This is a genomic window from Rhodococcus sp. NPDC056516 (genome assembly GCF_042794655.1).
GTDB lineage: Bacteria > Actinomycetota > Actinomycetes > Mycobacteriales > Mycobacteriaceae > Rhodococcus_F.
Window position 1 is genome coordinate 87205 of the sequence record NZ_JBHTTG010000010.1, and the last position, 16046, is coordinate 103250.

Annotated in this window: 15 protein-coding genes; 6 read left to right on the plus strand and 9 right to left on the minus strand. The window is 63.1% G+C overall.

The annotated features are described in order from the left end of the window. Positions 1-216: 216 nt before the first annotated feature. Genes ACFQ6Y_RS27780 through ACFQ6Y_RS27815 form a run of 8 tightly spaced genes read right to left on the minus strand, consistent with a single transcriptional unit; the run spans position 217 to position 7920 of the window. Positions 217-1158 (minus strand): ABC transporter substrate-binding protein, encoded by a 942-nt coding sequence (locus ACFQ6Y_RS27780; RefSeq protein WP_378639750.1) that lies wholly within the window; start codon positions 1156-1158, stop codon positions 217-219. Positions 1159-1199: 41 nt separating this feature from the next. After that, entirely contained in the window at positions 1200-1907 is a 708-nt protein-coding gene (locus ACFQ6Y_RS27785; protein ID WP_378541394.1) for a class II aldolase/adducin family protein, read from the minus strand. Continuing rightward, positions 1904-3058, minus strand: coding sequence for an LLM class flavin-dependent oxidoreductase (locus ACFQ6Y_RS27790; protein WP_283306422.1), 1155 nt, complete (start codon positions 3056-3058; stop codon positions 1904-1906). Before ACFQ6Y_RS27790 ends, ACFQ6Y_RS27785 begins: the two co-directional genes overlap by 4 nt. Continuing rightward, the gene (locus ACFQ6Y_RS27795) at positions 3055-4146 is read right to left on the minus strand and encodes an LLM class flavin-dependent oxidoreductase (RefSeq protein WP_378639752.1); all 1092 of its coding nucleotides are present in this window, start codon (positions 4144-4146) and stop codon (positions 3055-3057) included. The genes ACFQ6Y_RS27790 and ACFQ6Y_RS27795 overlap by 4 nt, the downstream gene beginning before the upstream one ends. Beyond that, on the minus strand, positions 4143-5183 hold the full coding sequence (locus ACFQ6Y_RS27800) for an ABC transporter substrate-binding protein (protein WP_378639754.1): 1041 nt from the start codon (positions 5181-5183) through the stop codon (positions 4143-4145). The genes ACFQ6Y_RS27795 and ACFQ6Y_RS27800 overlap by 4 nt, the downstream gene beginning before the upstream one ends. Continuing rightward, on the minus strand, positions 5167-6009 hold the full coding sequence (locus ACFQ6Y_RS27805; RefSeq protein WP_378639756.1) for an ABC transporter ATP-binding protein: 843 nt from the start codon (positions 6007-6009) through the stop codon (positions 5167-5169). The genes ACFQ6Y_RS27800 and ACFQ6Y_RS27805 overlap by 17 nt, the downstream gene beginning before the upstream one ends. Continuing rightward, complete coding sequence (locus ACFQ6Y_RS27810) at positions 6006-6863, minus strand: ABC transporter permease (RefSeq protein WP_378639758.1); 858 nt, start codon at positions 6861-6863, stop codon at positions 6006-6008. The genes ACFQ6Y_RS27805 and ACFQ6Y_RS27810 overlap by 4 nt, the downstream gene beginning before the upstream one ends. 4 nt (positions 6864-6867) lie before the next feature. Then, complete coding sequence (locus ACFQ6Y_RS27815; protein WP_378639760.1) at positions 6868-7920, minus strand: NrtA/SsuA/CpmA family ABC transporter substrate-binding protein; 1053 nt, start codon at positions 7918-7920, stop codon at positions 6868-6870. Positions 7921-8167: 247 nt separating this feature from the next. On the opposite strand from ACFQ6Y_RS27815, the gene ACFQ6Y_RS27820 reads away from it, so the two are divergent. The 4 genes from ACFQ6Y_RS27820 (at position 8168) to ACFQ6Y_RS27835 (ending at position 11616) form a co-directional block, all read left to right on the plus strand. Continuing rightward, positions 8168-8917, plus strand: a complete 750-nt coding sequence (locus tag ACFQ6Y_RS27820; RefSeq protein ID WP_030537941.1) for an IclR family transcriptional regulator — start codon at positions 8168-8170, stop codon at positions 8915-8917. Between the two features lie 118 nt (positions 8918-9035). Continuing rightward, positions 9036-9506 (plus strand): NfeD family protein, encoded by a 471-nt coding sequence (locus ACFQ6Y_RS27825; protein ID WP_378639762.1) that lies wholly within the window; start codon positions 9036-9038, stop codon positions 9504-9506. Continuing rightward, positions 9503-10318: a slipin family protein gene (locus ACFQ6Y_RS27830; RefSeq protein ID WP_378639765.1), complete on the plus strand. Its 816-nt coding sequence runs from the start codon at positions 9503-9505 to the stop codon at positions 10316-10318. Before ACFQ6Y_RS27825 ends, ACFQ6Y_RS27830 begins: the two co-directional genes overlap by 4 nt. 59 nt (positions 10319-10377) lie before the next feature. After that, a complete protein-coding gene (locus ACFQ6Y_RS27835; RefSeq protein ID WP_378639768.1) occupies positions 10378-11616 on the plus strand; it encodes a DUF222 domain-containing protein in 1239 nt (412 codons plus the stop codon). An 82-nt stretch (positions 11617-11698) separates the two neighbouring features. On the opposite strand, the gene ACFQ6Y_RS27840 is transcribed toward ACFQ6Y_RS27835, so the two are convergent. Next, the gene (locus tag ACFQ6Y_RS27840) at positions 11699-12394 is read right to left on the minus strand and encodes a pyridoxamine 5'-phosphate oxidase family protein (protein ID WP_378639771.1); all 696 of its coding nucleotides are present in this window, start codon (positions 12392-12394) and stop codon (positions 11699-11701) included. 82 nt (positions 12395-12476) lie between these two features. Between ACFQ6Y_RS27840 and ACFQ6Y_RS27845 the strand changes: the two genes are divergently transcribed. Then, positions 12477-13862 (plus strand): PLP-dependent aminotransferase family protein, encoded by a 1386-nt coding sequence (locus tag ACFQ6Y_RS27845; RefSeq protein ID WP_378639774.1) that lies wholly within the window; start codon positions 12477-12479, stop codon positions 13860-13862. A 59-nt stretch (positions 13863-13921) separates the two neighbouring features. Continuing rightward, entirely contained in the window at positions 13922-16039 is a 2118-nt protein-coding gene (locus ACFQ6Y_RS27850; protein WP_378639777.1) for an FAD-dependent oxidoreductase, read from the plus strand. Positions 16040-16046 lie beyond the last annotated feature (7 nt).

Below are 16046 nucleotides of genomic sequence, written 5' to 3' on the forward strand. Positions count from 1 at the left end.
GGGATGCGGCGGCATGAGGTGACCAAATCCTTTGTCCGGAGCGGCGGCAAGCACGCGGAGCGTGCCGAGCGCCGGTGGACGCAGTATCCAATTCTTCTGGCCGACCCAGGGGTTACCCCTGAGACTGGTCGCGTGGACCAACTCTCACCCACACGCCGCCGCATTCCTTCACAATGGCAGACCGTTCGGTATCTGTCACCTGCCAGGTGCAGGCTCTCAGACCGACGAACGGTCCGAACCGACGAACTCGCTGATCCACGGCACTACTGCTTCCCGAACGGTGACCGCCTGCGGCAGTAGTCCGTTGTTCAGCAGGAGATCGGCCGCGCGCTGCTGCTCGTCGAGGAATTCTTCGGTGACGGCGTTTACACCGAATGGACGTCCGCGCAGTGCGGCTTCCCAGGCGTCGAGGCTTGCGGACCCGCCACGCTTCTCGACGTCGTCGACGAAGATCTGTGCGGCTTCACGGGGGTTGGCTTCGATCCAGGCGTCGGATTCCTGCAGAGCCTCGATGACCGCCTGAAGCGCCTCCGGGTTGGTGTCGGCGAAGTCGCGCCGGGTGAACCACAGTGACGGGTGGCTGAAGAGTCCGTCGGTGGCGATCAGCGTGCGCAGTTCGTGGTTCGCTTCGATGTCCGTCAACCCCGGGTAAGCACCCACCCAGGCGTCGATGGTGCCGTCGACGAGGTCCGCTCCACCGCCGCGGACGTCGGTGTCGACGGGGACGATGTCGGACCACGTCAGTCCCGCCTGATCCAGGGCGAACAACAGAAGTGTGGTCTGCCACGATCCGTGCGCGATGCCGACTCGCTTGCCGCGCAGGTCATCTACCGACTTGATCTCGGAATCGGCCTTGACCACCAGGCGCCCGTTCTCCACTCGGGGACCGGAGATTCCGATGTAGACGAGGTCGCGGCCCTGGGCCAGTCCGGTGACGGGCGGCGTGAAGCCGGTTCCGATGACGTCGTATCCGCCCTCCTCGAACAGCCAGTCCGAGTGCAGGGTCGGCAACGCGTTCTCCGGGTTCACCGCGGGCTTGGCGGGAAGCTCACGCAGGTCCACCCACTCGACGTCGGGGAGACGGCGTTCGAGGATTCCGGTGTGGCGCAGAACGAACAGCGAATTGTTGTGTGGGAAGTATCCGACGCGAACGGTCATGGGATCTACGGTTTCCTGTTCTGAATCTGTGATGGGGGTGGTTAGATGAGGCCGCGTCGACGCGCCTCGTCGGCGAGTCCGCTACGCCCCCACTGGACGGTGAGGTTGGACGGATCGAATTCGACTGAGCCGCCGAGGGATTCGGCGATCGCCTGGAACTGTGCGCCTTCCTCGAGGAGGACGACGAACTTCGCGAGGTCGAGCAACCCGCTGCGGCCGATGACGTTGACCCCGCCGTTGGCTTCGAAGATCGCGACGAGATCGGGGTCGTGTTCGAGGCGCTCGAGGATGAACTCGCCGGCAGATCGTGACCGATCGATGTGCGGCGGAATCTCTCGGGAGAGAGTCAGCCTCTGCGAAGCCGCGTAGCGGATCGGCAGTGTTCGGTGTGTTTGGGCCCAACCGCCGAGCCACGGAGTGTGGATGTGGACGACGCTGGTGATCTCCGGATGCTGACGGAACACGGACGCATACCCGGTGACGAAACCGGCCGATCCCGTACCGGACAGCACCTCACCGTCGAAGGTGGCGACCACTGGTGACACCGATGGGTCATCCGCCCACGGTCCCGGATCGTTCAGGGCGACTGCAATTTCGGTGTCCGGCACGCGTTCGACGAAGTTGACGGTCCCGTTGGCCGCAACCGTTCCGGTCTTGCGGAAGACGTCGAAAGCCTTGTCGGCTGCTCTACGTGCTTCCTCGACAAATGCTGCGGTGTCGGCATCGAGACGGGTTTCGGTGGTGGTCATCGGGTCTCCAGTCCAGAAGGTGTGATCGGGGTGCGCTGCAGAAGAGGTAGAACTTCTTCGCCGACGCGGTAGGCCTCTTCGAGGTGCGGGTTACCGGCGAGGATGAAGGCGTCGACGCCCAACTCGCGCAGCTCGTCGAGTCTTTCGGCGACCTGCTCGTAGCTACCGACCAGTCCGAACGCCGGTCCGCCGCGGATCAGGCTGAAACCGCACCACACGTTGGGCTGCACTTCCAGATCCCGGTAGCCGGTGATGTGTTCGGGTACCCAGCCCTTGATGCGGGCAGCACCCACCGAATCACCTTGTGCTGCGCGGTCGGCGGCGCCCTTGTCGACGAAGGCCCAACCCTTCTCGATCTCGGCCCACGCGGCTTCTTCGGTGTGCCGGGCCACGACGTCGATGCGTACGGCGAACTTCGGGGTGCGTCCGAGCTTGGCCGAGTTCTCCCGCACACCGTCGATCTTGGCTCTCAGATCGGCGTACGGCTCCAGCCAGGAAAGGTAGTAATCGGAGTGCAGTCCGGCGGCGGCGACGGCTGCAGCCGACGATCCGGAGAAGTACACCTCGGGAAACGGCTGACCGGCAAGTCCGGGTGGCAGTGCGGCGCCCTGGGTTTGGAAGAAGCGACCGTCGAAGTCGAAAGGTTCGCCGTCCCAAACACCTTTGAGGACATCGAGGAACTCGGACGTCCTGGTGTAGCGGTCGTCGTGGTCGACCTTGTCGCCCCACCACAGCTGAGGCGCTCCGCCTCCGCCACTGATGATGTTGTAAACCAGACGTCCGCCGGTTGCGCGCTGCAGGCTGGCCGACATCCGCGCGGCCTGCACCGGGTGAAGGAACCCCGGTTGGAACGCGACCATGAAGCGGTACGTGGTGGTCTCGGCGGCCAACGCTGCTGCGGTCGCCCACGGATCCTCGGTCATCGGGAAGGACGGCAGCAGTCCACCGAGAAAGCCGGCGGACTCGGAAGCCTTTGCCACCGCGGCCATGTGGTCGATGTAGCTGTATCCGTCCAACTCGCCGCCGCGGATCGCGGGAGCGATGTTGCCCGGTCCGTATCCACCGGCGTCGCCGCGGTTGTAGCGGCGCGGGGTGCGCAGCGACGCATGGTCGCCCTCCATCCCGATCCGCCAATAGAAATCGATACTCATGCGGTGGCCTTCTCTTCTTTGCGGATCCGACCCTCGGGATCGACCAGGTGCAGGAGATGCTCGCCCGCCCGGTGCAGCTCTTCGATGTGTGGCCGACCGGACAGGACGAAACCGTCCACGCCGAGATCGCGATACGACGACAATCGCTGCGCCACTTCCTCGTAGCTTCCCACGAGGCCGATACTGTGCTCGTAGCCGATGCGGTCGAATCCGGACCACAGGATGCCGCCACGATCGATCTCGAGTGCCGCGGAATCGGATTCTCTCAGTTGTCGTTCGACGCGAGCCCAGGCTTCGTCGGCTGTCTCCCGCGCGATGATCGGGATGCGCAGGACCTTGTCGACTGTCCTGCCGAGTTCGGACGCTCGGTCGTCGAGGGCGGTGATCCGCGTCGACAACTCGTCGCCGGCGAGGGTGAACTGATGGACGTCGCCATGGTGGGCGGACAGTTCCAGAGCTTCCGGAGAGTCGCCGGTCAGATGCACTCGGGGAAAAGGGAGTCCGGACAAGATGCCTCGGAACCCGCCGCCGAGTACGTCGTAGTACTCGCCGTCGAAGTCGTAGCCGGTACCGCCGAATCCACCTGGCAGAATCTGTTCCTCGTTCCACACACCGCGTGCGACGGTCAGAAACTCCGCGGCGCGAGCGTAGCGGTCGGCTCCTCGAACCACGTCACCGCGAGCGGTGGCATCGTCGGCGTCTGTGTCGACCTTCACTCGCCACTCGAGACGACCTGCCGACAGACGCTGAAGTGTCGCAGACATTTTGGCGGCATAGACTGGAGTGCCGAAAGTAGGGTGAAACTCGACGACCACTCGCGAATGACGCGTCTGACGTAGTGCTGCGGCAGCAACGATCCAGGATTCTTCTCCGCTCGGATCGTACGGTGCGACTACCCCGTCGACGCCCGACAGTTCGGCTGCGAGAACGATCTGCGCCAGTTCGTCGAAGGGCCCGAAGTTTCCGGGGCGAACATCGGTCGCGATGGTGGCGGGGCGTTGCGCGCCGAAGCCGCCGCGACTGTTGAGCGCGGCCACCGCCCGGCGTCCGTCACCGCGCGAGGGTAGCTCCCAGTAGACGTCCGTCATTCTTCTGCGCCCTTCTGAGCAACAAGCCTGCGTGCCTGTTCCAGGGGTTCATGCGCCACCCACGACTGCAGGTCGAAGTCGGCGGCGAGGAAACCGTGCGCGTACAGGAATTGCTTCTGCACCCCGAGCAGGTCCACACGCTCGTCCGACAGGCTCAAGTGCAGTCCGGTGTGGAAGTTCTCGCCGTACGCTGCCACCACACCTTCGGGCCCCGACTGTGTTTCGGTCTGCAGCACAGCCCGGACCTCGTCGAGGTTGGCTGCCGCCCAGTCCGCCGCCCTCAGGCTCTCGGCGAGGAAACCGACAACGATGTCCGGACGCTGTTCGAGTAGATCGGCGTGAACCGTGATCGGGCGTGGAGTGCCGTTGTTGACGCGATCACGCAGGGATGCAGTGGAATCGAGATCGACGGCCACCGCGAGGCCGTGTTCGCGTGCAACTTCCTGGGCGCGGGCTCCCTTGACGTAGATGGCGTCGACGTCGCCGCGTAGCAGGGATTCGACGCCCCACGTCGTGTTGCGACTGGAGGAGGCAGTGCGGACCTCGGGGGCTGCCGTCGTTGCTACCTCGACGAGCGTGACGTCGGCAAAACTCAACCCGCCCAGGCGAAGTGCCGAGGCGAAGCCGTGCAGAGCCATGGCGCGAGGAAAGCTCCTGGCCTGGTCCGCCGCCCAGGCCGGGATTCCGATCCGAGCGCCGGCCAGCAGGCCTGCTTCTCGGATGTCGGAGTCACCGCGCACCAGGATCGCCTGGGCCTCGTCGATCCAGGTGAGTCCGATCAGCCTCGTCGGTGAACCACCGGCACGCGCGGCCAGCGCGGGGACGTTGCCGCCTTCGCGAATGAGTCCGGAGAGTTGGTGGTCGAAATGGCGCACTGCCAATTCCGGTCCCGCATCTTGCAGTACGCCGAAACGCACTCCGGCTTCGTTTGCCGTCCGGTCGAGCCAACCGAGGCTGTTGGCGAGACCGCTTGCGGTGGGGACGGGGCAGCGTGTGTACCAGAGTGTGTCGATTGCGGAATCAGCGATCAATGTCATGACTGTCCTGTCCGTCGGGGAAGGTGCGGCCGACGCCGAGCTCCTTCAGGAAACTCGCTCGGTAGCGCAAAGATTCGGGATCGTTCCGATCGCGGGGGCGTGGCAGGTCGATGTCGACGTCCACGGCAAACCCGCCCTTGTCGAGAATGAGCACGCGGTCGGCGAGTCGTACGGCTTCGTCGACGTCGTGAGTGACGAGCAAAACCGCGGGACGGTGACGCGCGACCAGATCGCCTACCAGGTCTTGCATTTGGAGCCGCGTCAGAGCGTCGAGAGCGGCAAAGGGTTCGTCGAGTAGCAGCAGTTCAGGTTCGCGGACGAGGGCACGAGCCAATGCGACGCGTTGGGCCTCACCGCCGGAGAGGATGGCAGGCCAGGCGCGGTGCTTGTCCGCGAGGTTGACCTCGGAGAGTGCGTTGCGGGCGTTGTCGGCGACCTGGCGCGATCGCTTCTGTCCCACTGTGACATTGGCCAGAACTCGCTTCGACGGTATCAATCGCGGTTCCTGGTAGACGACCGTGCGGTCGCGCGGGACCAGCACCTCACCGCTGTCCGGTGCTTCCAGTCCGGAGAGCACTCGCAGAAGTGTCGTCTTGCCGGTGCCGCTGGGACCGAGCAGGACAACGAACTCTCCACGTGTGATCTCGAGGTCGATACCACCCAGAACAGTCTTGTCGCCGAACGACTTACGCACTCCGGTGAGCGAGACCGCTACCGGTGATCCGGCCCGTCGCTCGGCCGCGGTGGTGCCGGTCCGCTCACGGGTTGCCAACGGCGGCAGAGGTGCTTCGGCGGATGGAAGCGAGCCGATGGTTGTATTCGTCATCGTGCCACCGACAATCTCCGCCACGGCATGGAGTACCGCTCGATCAGTCTGACGATTGCATCGAATATCAGACCCAGTGCCGCGTACATGACGATGCACAGAACCATGTAGTCGGTGCGGTTGTATTCCTGCGCCAGGGTGACCAGATATCCGATACCCTCGCGCGTGCCGACCTGCTCGGCCGCGATCAATCCGGTGATGCTGAGCGACAGGCAGATTCGAAGCCCCATCAGAACGCCGGGGAGGGCGGTCGGAAGAATTGCCCCGAAGACCAGTCGCCAACCGGTCAGGCCGAAACCCTGTGCCGCTTCCACCATCTTGCGATCGACTCCGCGAACTCCCAGGTAGGTGTACGCGTACATCGGGGCGACGGTCGCGACGGCGATCAGTACCACCTTGAAAGTTTCGTCGATACCGAACCAGGCGATGAACAACGGAACGAGCGCGAGGAACGGCACCGCGCGGTTGATCTGCATGGTGGAGTCGATCAGCTCTTCACCGAGCGAGGAGAGACCGGACAGAACCCCGAGCACCAATCCCACGATCACACCGACCGAAACACCGAGTGCAGCGCGTTGAAGCGACGCGAGACCGAAGTCGACCAACTGGCCCGACTCGTACAGCTCGGCGAAAGCCGTCCACACCGCCGGAGGTCCGGCCAGGATCTCTTCGCGGATCAGCCCGGTAGCCGACCCGATCCACCATCCGGCAACCAGCAGCGCGGGCACGAGGAAGCGGAGGGGGATCGAGACCCACTTGGGCCTGCTGCGATTGCGCCGGTAGCGCGGCGTCTCGAGTTGCGGATGCTCCGCTGACGGCGACGCAGTTCGTGCGGGCCGGGTCAGCGTCACCATCGGGTCACTTCCCCTCGGTGGTGGGCGCTGCCGCTGCCGAACCTGCCACAGCACCCTGGAGGTCGAAGATCACGTCACTGCCCTTGATCGGCTGCTGGATCACCTTGTTCTCGGCGAACAGCGTGGAGATGGATTCGAGGTCGGTGGCATCCGCTGGGGTCGGGTAGCGGAAGTTGGTGATCTGGCCGCCGAGGGTGATCGCGTCGTCGAGTCGCTGTCCGGAGAGAGCACGCGGACCGGTCTGTTCGAAGACGTTCTCGAATGCTGCCGGGTCGGCCTGCTGCTTCGCGGTGAGTTCCTGGGTGACCTCGAGGAACTTCTGGACCACCTCGGGATGTTCTTCGAGAATCGCGGTGCGGCCGGCGATGATGGTGCTGTCCACGGAGTCGATGCTCGCTTCGGTTGCGATCTCGACCGCGCCCTTGGCCTTGGCCTCCTGGTAAGGAATCAGGAACGAGGCCCAGGCGTCGACCTGCCCGGTGGAGAATGCCGACGCGGCGTCTGCCTGTTGCAGCGGAACACGTTCGACGGAATCGATCGGCACTCCGGCCTGTGTCAGGGCCTTGAGCGTGATGTACTCGCCCTTGCCTGCCGGGTTGACGGCAATGCGCTTGCCGGCCAGATCGGCCACGGTCTTGATGCCGGATTCCGGAGTGGCGATGATGCCGGCCTGGTCCTTGTTGTACGGGTCCGAGGTCGCAAAGATGCGGACACCCACGTCCTTGGACAGTGCGCCGACGACGGGACTGTATGCGCCGGTTTGGATATCGAGTTCGCCGCTGTTGAAAAGTTTGAGGTTGGAGCTGAATCCCGGCGTGGTCTTGACCCATTCGATCTTTGCGCCCAGCGGTGCAAGCGCCTCGTCGTAGGTTCCGTCGCGCTTGCCGACGGCGATGGCACCGGAGTTTCCGGGATCGAAGACCTTGAGTGTGAAGTCTGCGCTGGAATTGCCTGCGGCGCTGTCGGAATCGGAAGACCCACACGCCACCGCCAACCCGGCCAGCGGGATCATGGCGAGCGCAGCGGCAGCTCGTGGCAGTCGGCGGAAGCGGGACATGTATGTGGCTCCTTCAGGCGTTGAATCGTCAGAACTGACGACGATGACGCTATTGGGTGCCAGTTCGTTTTACCCCCGTTTGTTTTCTGGAGATTGGAAATCTTGACAACATCGGAAGTCTGTTTATCTGGGCTTTTGCAAGTCTCCATCTGCATCCTTTCCACCTGATGGAAAGGATGGCCGGACTGCTGGGTCCGTGTTAGCGTCCGATTCTCAGGTCGATCAGGCCACAGCGAAAGGATCGTTCGTGACGGACGCACGCGGCGCGGGAGTTCAGACGGTAACCCGTGCCCTGACCATGCTCACATGTTTTCGCAGTGGCGAAGAACTGGGAGTCTCGGAAGTTGCGCGGCGACAAGAGCTTGCGGTCAGCACCACGCATCGATTACTGCAGTCGCTCGTCGACGCAGGGTTCCTCGAGAAAGACGATGCAACCAGTCGGTATCGCATCGGCGCGGCGCTGGCGGCCTACGGGCAGGTCTCCTACCGGCAGCATCGAATCTATCTGTCCGAGCCCTACTTGGAGCAATTGGCCGCGACGACAGGAGCATCAGCCTCGCTGGCAGTGCGAAGCGGAAGTGAGGTGGTGTTACTCGGTTTCAGCCGGTGGCGTGAGGCCGACGGACACGTGCTGCAGGGTGTTCGCCTTCCCTTGCATGCGAGCGCACTGGGGAAAGCCTTTCTGGCCTGGTCCGATGTCGACGACTCGGAACTCGCTGCCCTGCCACGTGAAGCGACCACCCAGCGTGCGATCACCGATGTTGCCGGTATCCGTCGGGAACTGGAACTGACTCGTGAGCGAGGATACGGATTCAACGACGAGGAGTTGACCCCGGATTTTCGAACGATCGGAATTCCGATCATCGATGGATCCGGCACTGTGCGTTACGCTCTCGGGCTTCGTGGTCCGGTCGAGCTGATGATCGACGAGCGGATTCCGTTTCTCGCGGATCTTGCCAAGGTGACTGCACGACAGATCGGTGAGGTCCTTCTCTGAATTGATGTGAAAGCGCTTGTGGCAGATCCGGCCGAACGTGATTACCGTTGAAGTCGAGGGCGCGATCGCACAATGGCTACGCGACGTGACCGCGTCCTCGCGAGCATGGAGACGAGTGATGACGACGATCGGTGTCGTTGCCCTGCTGGTGGGTGTCCTGTTGATCGTGGTCGAGGCGCATGCCCCAACCGCGGGGGTGCTCGGTGCGCTGGGGGCTCTTCTGATCGGTGCGGGCGTCTGGATGCTCTTCACGTCCGACGGTATCGGCCAATTGATCGCGATTCCGGTGACGGCGGGGGTTGCGGTGGTCGGTCTGGGCGTAGTGGCGGTAGCGAGCCGAAAAGTGCTTACCGCGCGCCGCGCGCCCGTGCGTACCGGGACCGAGTCGCTTGTCGGCTCCGATGCGACGGTCCGCAGTTGGACCGGTGTGCAGGGTCAGGTCGAGCTGGACGGCGGATTATGGAGTGCTCGAATGGAATTCGGGTTCGACGATTCTGCACCTGCCGTGGGCGAATCCGTCGTCGTGGAGCAGGTTCGAGGCCTGACTCTGAAAGTGCGTCGTCGTGAACCGTGGGAGCTGCCGCTATGACCACCGTCCTTGTTGTGTTGTCCGTGTTTGTCGTGCTGATTGCAGTCCTTGTGGGTATGTCGGTGAGAGTTCTGCGCGAGTACGAGCGCGCAGTCGTGTTCCGCCTCGGTCGACTGATCACCTTGAAAGGCCCAGGCCTGGTGATTCTGGTTCCGGCCATCGATCGCATGGAGCGGGTCAGTCTGAGAACCGTGACGCTGAAGATTCCGGTCCAAGAGGTGATCACCCGCGACAACGTTCCGGTGAAGGTCACCGCCGTCACGTACTTCCGGGTTGTCGACGCGGACCGTTCGATAGTCGAGGTCGAGGATTTTCTGGCTGCCACCTCGCAGATCGCCCAGACCACACTGCGCTCGATTCTCGGCAAGGCAGAGTTGGACTCGCTGCTCTCCGAACGTGAACGTCTCAACGAGGACTTGCAGAAGGTCATCGACCAGCAAACCGAACCATGGGGAGTCAAAGTCACCACTGTGGAGATCAAGGACGTCGAGATTCCAGCCAACATGCAGCGCGCCATCGCCCGGCAAGCTGAGGCTGAACGAGAGCGGCGAGCCAAGATCATCAACGCCGACGCGGAGTTTCAGGCTTCGGCCAAGCTGGCCGAAGCGGCAGAAGTGATCAGCCGCAATCCGACCACCCTGCAACTGCGTTACCTGCAGACGCTTCACGAGATCGGTAGTGAGAACAACTCCACCGTTGTCTTCCCCTTGCCCTTGGATCTTGTCCGGCCCTTCATGGGCGGCCGAGTCGAGGCTACTCCCGCGACCCAAGAACCTGCCCGTTTCGCCTGGAATGCGAAAGTTGTTGATTAGCAGCTAGTTTCGTTTCTCCATCTTTTGTATTCGAAACTGTGTTCGAATACGATTGCTGCATGGACAGTCGGGAAGCGTGGCAGCTGGATGGTGAGGGCCTCAAGGGTGAGGTTCTGGATCTGGTGCGTGTCCGGCACGAGTTGCAGTCGCGGATGGTGTTGTTGATCGTGGAGATGTTTTCCCGGGAGACTGTGTTCGGGAAGGGTTTTCGGGCGATCGCGCAGTGGTTGCATGGTTCGACGAATTTGGAGATCGGTGAGTGCAGTCTGCTGGTCAGCTTGGCGCGGTTGCTGTTGCTCGAGCCTGTTGTGGCGGATGCTTTTCACCGGGGCGATGTGGATGCGTTGAAGGCTCGTCAGGTGGCGTCGTTTTGTCAGCATCCGCCGAAGAACATGACCCCGGTGGATGTGGACAAGGCCCGCGGGATCCTGTTGGGGTTGGCGTCGAAGAACATTGCGGATTGTGATGCGGTGCGGGCGGCGATTCGGCGGATCGAGAAGCAGTACGGCAAGCGTGAGGACGGCGTCCCGGTCGGTGAGGATTCGGAGCGTAATGAGTTCTATGCCTCGAAAGGTTTGTACGGGCGGGTGTCGGTGAAGGGTGATCTGGATGCGGTCAACGGGGCGCGTTTGATCACGTTGTTGTCGAGTTTGTCGGCGCCGACGCCGGAGAAGGACGGCGTGAAGGACACGCGTACTCCGGCGTTACGACGGGCGGATGGGTTCTGTGAACTGCTGCGGCGGTACGAGCGGGCGGGGTTGGGTCCGATCGAGGGCGGGGTGAAACCGCACATCACGGTGACTGCGTCGGCGAAGGACATGACGGACCTCAAAGCCTTGAAGGATCTACTTCCGTCGACCGGGGAACTGGGATTTGCGTGGGCGGATTGGGTGGGGCCGATCAGCATCGACACTGCCCGGATGTTGGCCTGCGACTGCACCATCACCCGGATTTTGTTGGATGGGAATGGTGTTCCGCTCGAGTGCGGTAAGGAAGCGAGAACGGCGACGGTTCCCCAGCGGCGGGCGTTGGCGGTTCGTGATGGTGGGTGTGCGTTTCCGGGGTGTGGGACTCCGTCGGGGTGGTGCGATGCCCATCATATTGTTCACTGGAATGATGGTGGCCCAACAGATCTCGATAATCTGATCTTGTTGTGTGGCCATCATCATCGGACACTGCATCACACGCAGTGGCGGGTGGAGATCGGCCCGGATCGGAGGACGGTGTTCTATCCGCCGATGTCGGTTGATCCGTATCAGCATCCGATCGGCGGGAACAGCCCACCCACAGCAGCCTGAACGGGCACAAACTGCAGACGCGAGCACCGGGGCATCACCATGCCCCGGTGCTCGACGTGTGTTGTCGGACTCGCGAGTGGGATCAGACCATCGTCGAGATATGTTCCGGTAGCTCGACGTTGGAGTCGAGATCGTCAGACGGAATTGGTTCACCGAAGAGCGTGGATGCAGGAACTACTCCAGCCCAAACGGTTTCGACACCGATGTCGGCGGCATCGTCACCGGGGCCGCCGGTGCGAGCCTTGACGGAAGCCTCGTACAACGGCAGCGCAAGAACCACGGTAGCCGCCAGTTCCTTGCGCGTGTGATCCCGAAGATGCTGGGAACGACCGGGAACCACCTGGTCGACGATCAGATTCAAAGCCTTCACTCGCTCGTCGCCGTCGGTCACGACTCGAGGTGATCCGACGATGATTCCGCTGCGGTAGTTCATCGAATGATGAAAGCCCGACCGAGCCAACACGAGTCCATCGAGGATCGTGATGGTGATGCAGATTTCGCTGTCGGGAGCCAAGCTCCGTGAAGCCACTGAACCGTGAACATAAATAGACCCACCGCGGTCGGGGCCGTCGAGGTCGAACCCGTAGGCGGTGGGAAACACCATGGGAACTCCGCCGACGGTCACACCCATATGGCACAGTTTCGCGGACTGCAATACGTCGACGAGGGCTGCTCGTTCCGCGACGCCGTGGTGGCGGGCCCGCTTGTGCGTCGTACGTACTGTCGGGGACAGCGGTGCAATAACTGCTGGGACGGTGAGGACAACGGAATCTGTCATGCAGACAATGCTGCTGGCAAAGTGGCTTCAAGTCATGATCCAATCAGTGGAGACTTCGATAGGCCACTTTGGAAAGGTTCTGATGTTTCTTCCTTCGGCGGTAGCCGTAGTCCTCGACCGGACGGATCGGCGGGCGCTTCCGGTCCAGGTCGCCGACCACCTCAGAGCTGACATCCGCAGTGGTCAGGCGGCGGTCGGTCTGCGGTTACCCAGCTCCCGGAAGCTGGCGTCAGAGCTCGCGGTGGCGCGGGGCGTCGTGGAACGGGCGTATGAGCAGTTGATCGCAGAGGGATGGCTGGTCGCTGTCCACGGTTCGGGCACCTTCGTTGCCGAGGCACCCTCCCCCGTGGTCACTCCCACGACTACGACCGCGAAGCCCGCCGAGAAAGTGTTGCCCAGGGTGCGGCTTCGACCCGGTGTGCCGTGGACGCCGCCGCGCGCGTCGGCAGCCTGGCGTCGAGCGTGGCGAGACGTCGGGGCCACGCCACCACCATTCGAGGATCCCGATCCCGCGGGTGACTACGAATTACGCTCGGCACTATCGCAATTGCTGGCGAGGGCCCGAGGTATGTCGGTCGAACCCGAGCGAATCCTGATCACCTCGGGTGCCACGCACGGCCTCGGCCTGGCCCTGTCGGCGTTGCGTACCAGTGGCGCAGTCCTGGCGATGGAAGATCCTGGATATCGTTACGCATCCTCGGCCGCAACGGCATGCGGATGGTCGTTACTGGACGTGCCGGTTGATGCGCACGGTCTCTGTGTGGACCAACTCGAATCGGCACCGGAGGACGTTAGTGGCGTGTATGTGACACCGTCCCACCAGTATCCGACCGGAGGGCTGCTTCCCGTCCGTCGTCGCAATCAGTTGATCGACTTCGCTCGAACCCGCGATGTTGTCCTGTTCGAGGACGACTACGACTCCGAATTCCGTTACGACGTAGCACCTTTGCCTGCGCTTGCGCAGTTGGCTCCGGACCGGGTGGTGTATCTCGGCACGGTCGCCAAGACGCTCGGTGCGGGAATTCGACTGGGCTGGTTGGTCGCTCCCCTCGAGTTGGTCGAGCGCATTGCGACATACCGCAAACGAATCGGCGACTTCCCCTCGATACCGCTGCAGCATGCACTGCTGTCCTTACTCCGTGACGGCGAATGGGATCGGGCGGTGCGCACGGCACGTCGTCGGTACCGCGAACGAGATCGTGCGGTGGAAGAGGCGCTGTCACCGTTCGGCGAATTGCGCGGACTCGGCGCCGGCATGCATACGACGCTCATACTCGACGCAGATTTGGCAGAGGTCGTTGCCCGCGAGGCACTCGAACACGGCGTCGAAGTGCCCACCCTGGTCGAGTCCACCCGAACGCACGGAGACCCCGGCGGATTGGTCATCGGGTACGGGCGAGTGGAATCCGCAGACCTCGAATATGCGCTCGCGGTGATAGCCGAGTGCCTCGCACGTCACAGCGCGTGAAGTCTCGTTGATCGGGAGTGCGACAACGGACGGTCGTCGTCGAGTTCTAGCGTCCACTCGTGACGATCCGAAGCCAGACCTTTCCGCACCTGCTCGCACCAGGCACTATCGGCCCGATGACGGTGCCCAATCGCGTCGTTCTCCCTGCCATGGACATGAATCTGTGTGAAGACGGGGAAATCGAAAAGGGCGACATCGACCACTTCGTGGCGCGCGCGGCCGGTGGAACGGGTCTGATCATCACCGGTTGCTGCGCTGTTGCGTATCCGCTGGGTTGCACCAGTCGCAAGGAACCGGGGCTCTCGGAAGACCGATTCATCCCCGGACTCAAAGCATTGGCCGACGCGGTGCACGACGCGGGCAGCAAGCTCTGCGTGCAGATGACACACCACGGCAAGGTGGCGCGCATCGATACCCTCGACGGCCGACCGCAGTTGGTCCCGTCCACGCCGAAGCCGCCGGGTGACATGAGCGCGATGGCCGATTGCACGCCCGAAGAACTGGGCAAGATGGCTGCCATCAACGAGGGCAAGAGGGCGACCTACCACGAGGCCACCAAGGAAGATCTTGATTGGCTGGTCCGCATGTTCGCCGAGGCTGCCGGACGGGTGAAGGCCGCGGGCGGCGACGCCGTCGAGATTCACTGTGCCCACAACTACGTCCTCGGAGCGTTCCTGAGTCGGTACACGAATCAGCGCAGCGACGAGTACGGAGGTTCCATGGAGAACCGTGCTCGCCTGGCTTGCGAGGTCATTCGGGCGGTCAAGGAGGAGGTCGGCGGTTCGCTTGCCGTCATCGTGCGTCTGGCCGGTCAAGAGTATGGGGAAACCGACGGGCTGACGGTCGGCGAGGCCGCTGCGGCCGCGAAGATGTTCGAACAGGCCGGCGCCGACGCCATCCATGTCACCGGTACCGCGCTGAATGCTTTTGCCAACTTCACCGACGGCCCCCTGCCCGACAAGGTCGGCTACTACACCGACAATGCAACTCGAATCAAGAAGGCGATCTCGATTCCCGTGATCACCGTCGGACGTATGCTCCCCGAGGTCGGCGAGAAGATGATCGCGGAAGGTCGCACTGACTTTGCCGCAATGGGCCGTCAGCTGCTGGCAGACCCACAGTTGGTGAACAAACTCAAAGACGGTGCACCCGAGCGCGTTCGGCCTTGCATCAATTGCTACGTGTGCGTGCAGGAGAACTTCTGGGACGAGACCCCGCTGTGCGCTGTCAACCCCGCCCTGGGCAACGAGGCACTGCTCCCCTTCGTTCGCACCAGCACTCCGAAGCACGTTGTTGTGGTCGGCGCAGGCCCCGGCGGTCTCGAGACGGCCCGCGTGGCAGCTGAACGTGGGCACCGAGTCACGGTGTTGGACAAGTCCGATCGACTCGGCGGCACCCTGTGGTTCTCGAGCCTCACTACCCCGGACAACGGGCGTCTGCTCAGCTGGTTGAAAGTGGAAATCGAGCGTCTCGGTGTCGATGTTCGACTGAAGACCGAAGCCTCGGTCGCCTCGATCCGGGCACTGAACCCCGACGCCGTAGTCGTGGCTACGGGTGCAGTTCGTGAGCGGCCGAGTGTTCCGGGCGGCGATCTCCCGCACGTACATACCGGTGACTCGTTGCGCGCCTTGATGACCGGCGCCGGCGACGTCTCACAGGTACCGCCGTTCCTGCGGACGATGGCCAAGTTGGGCAAGCTGTCCGGTATCACCAAGAGTCCCGCGGCGATCCGAGCTGTGACTCGCAAGTTCCTGCCCATGGGTAAGGACGTCGTGGTGATCGGTGGTTCGCTTGTCGGACTCGAGCTTGCGGAGTTCCTGGCCGAGCGCGGTCGCAATGTGACGCTGATCGAAGAAGGCCAGCAGTTGGGCATTCCGATGGCGATGCCGCGCCGCTGGACGGCCGTGCGTCACGCCAAGCATGTCGGTGTGAACATTCACCGCAATTCAACGGTGCAGCGAATCACCAAGGAGCACGTCGAATTCCGTTCCGGTGACAAGACACTGACAGCTTCGGCCGACATGGTTGTCGTCGCGTCGGGTGTGTCGGCGCAGGCGCCACTGGCCGACGCTCTGATCGGCGTCGTCTCCGACGTGCATGTCGTTGGTGACGCGGTGAACGTCGACTACATCGAAGGTGCGATGCACACGGCGTGGAAAGTTGCGATGGACCTGTAGTTCAGCT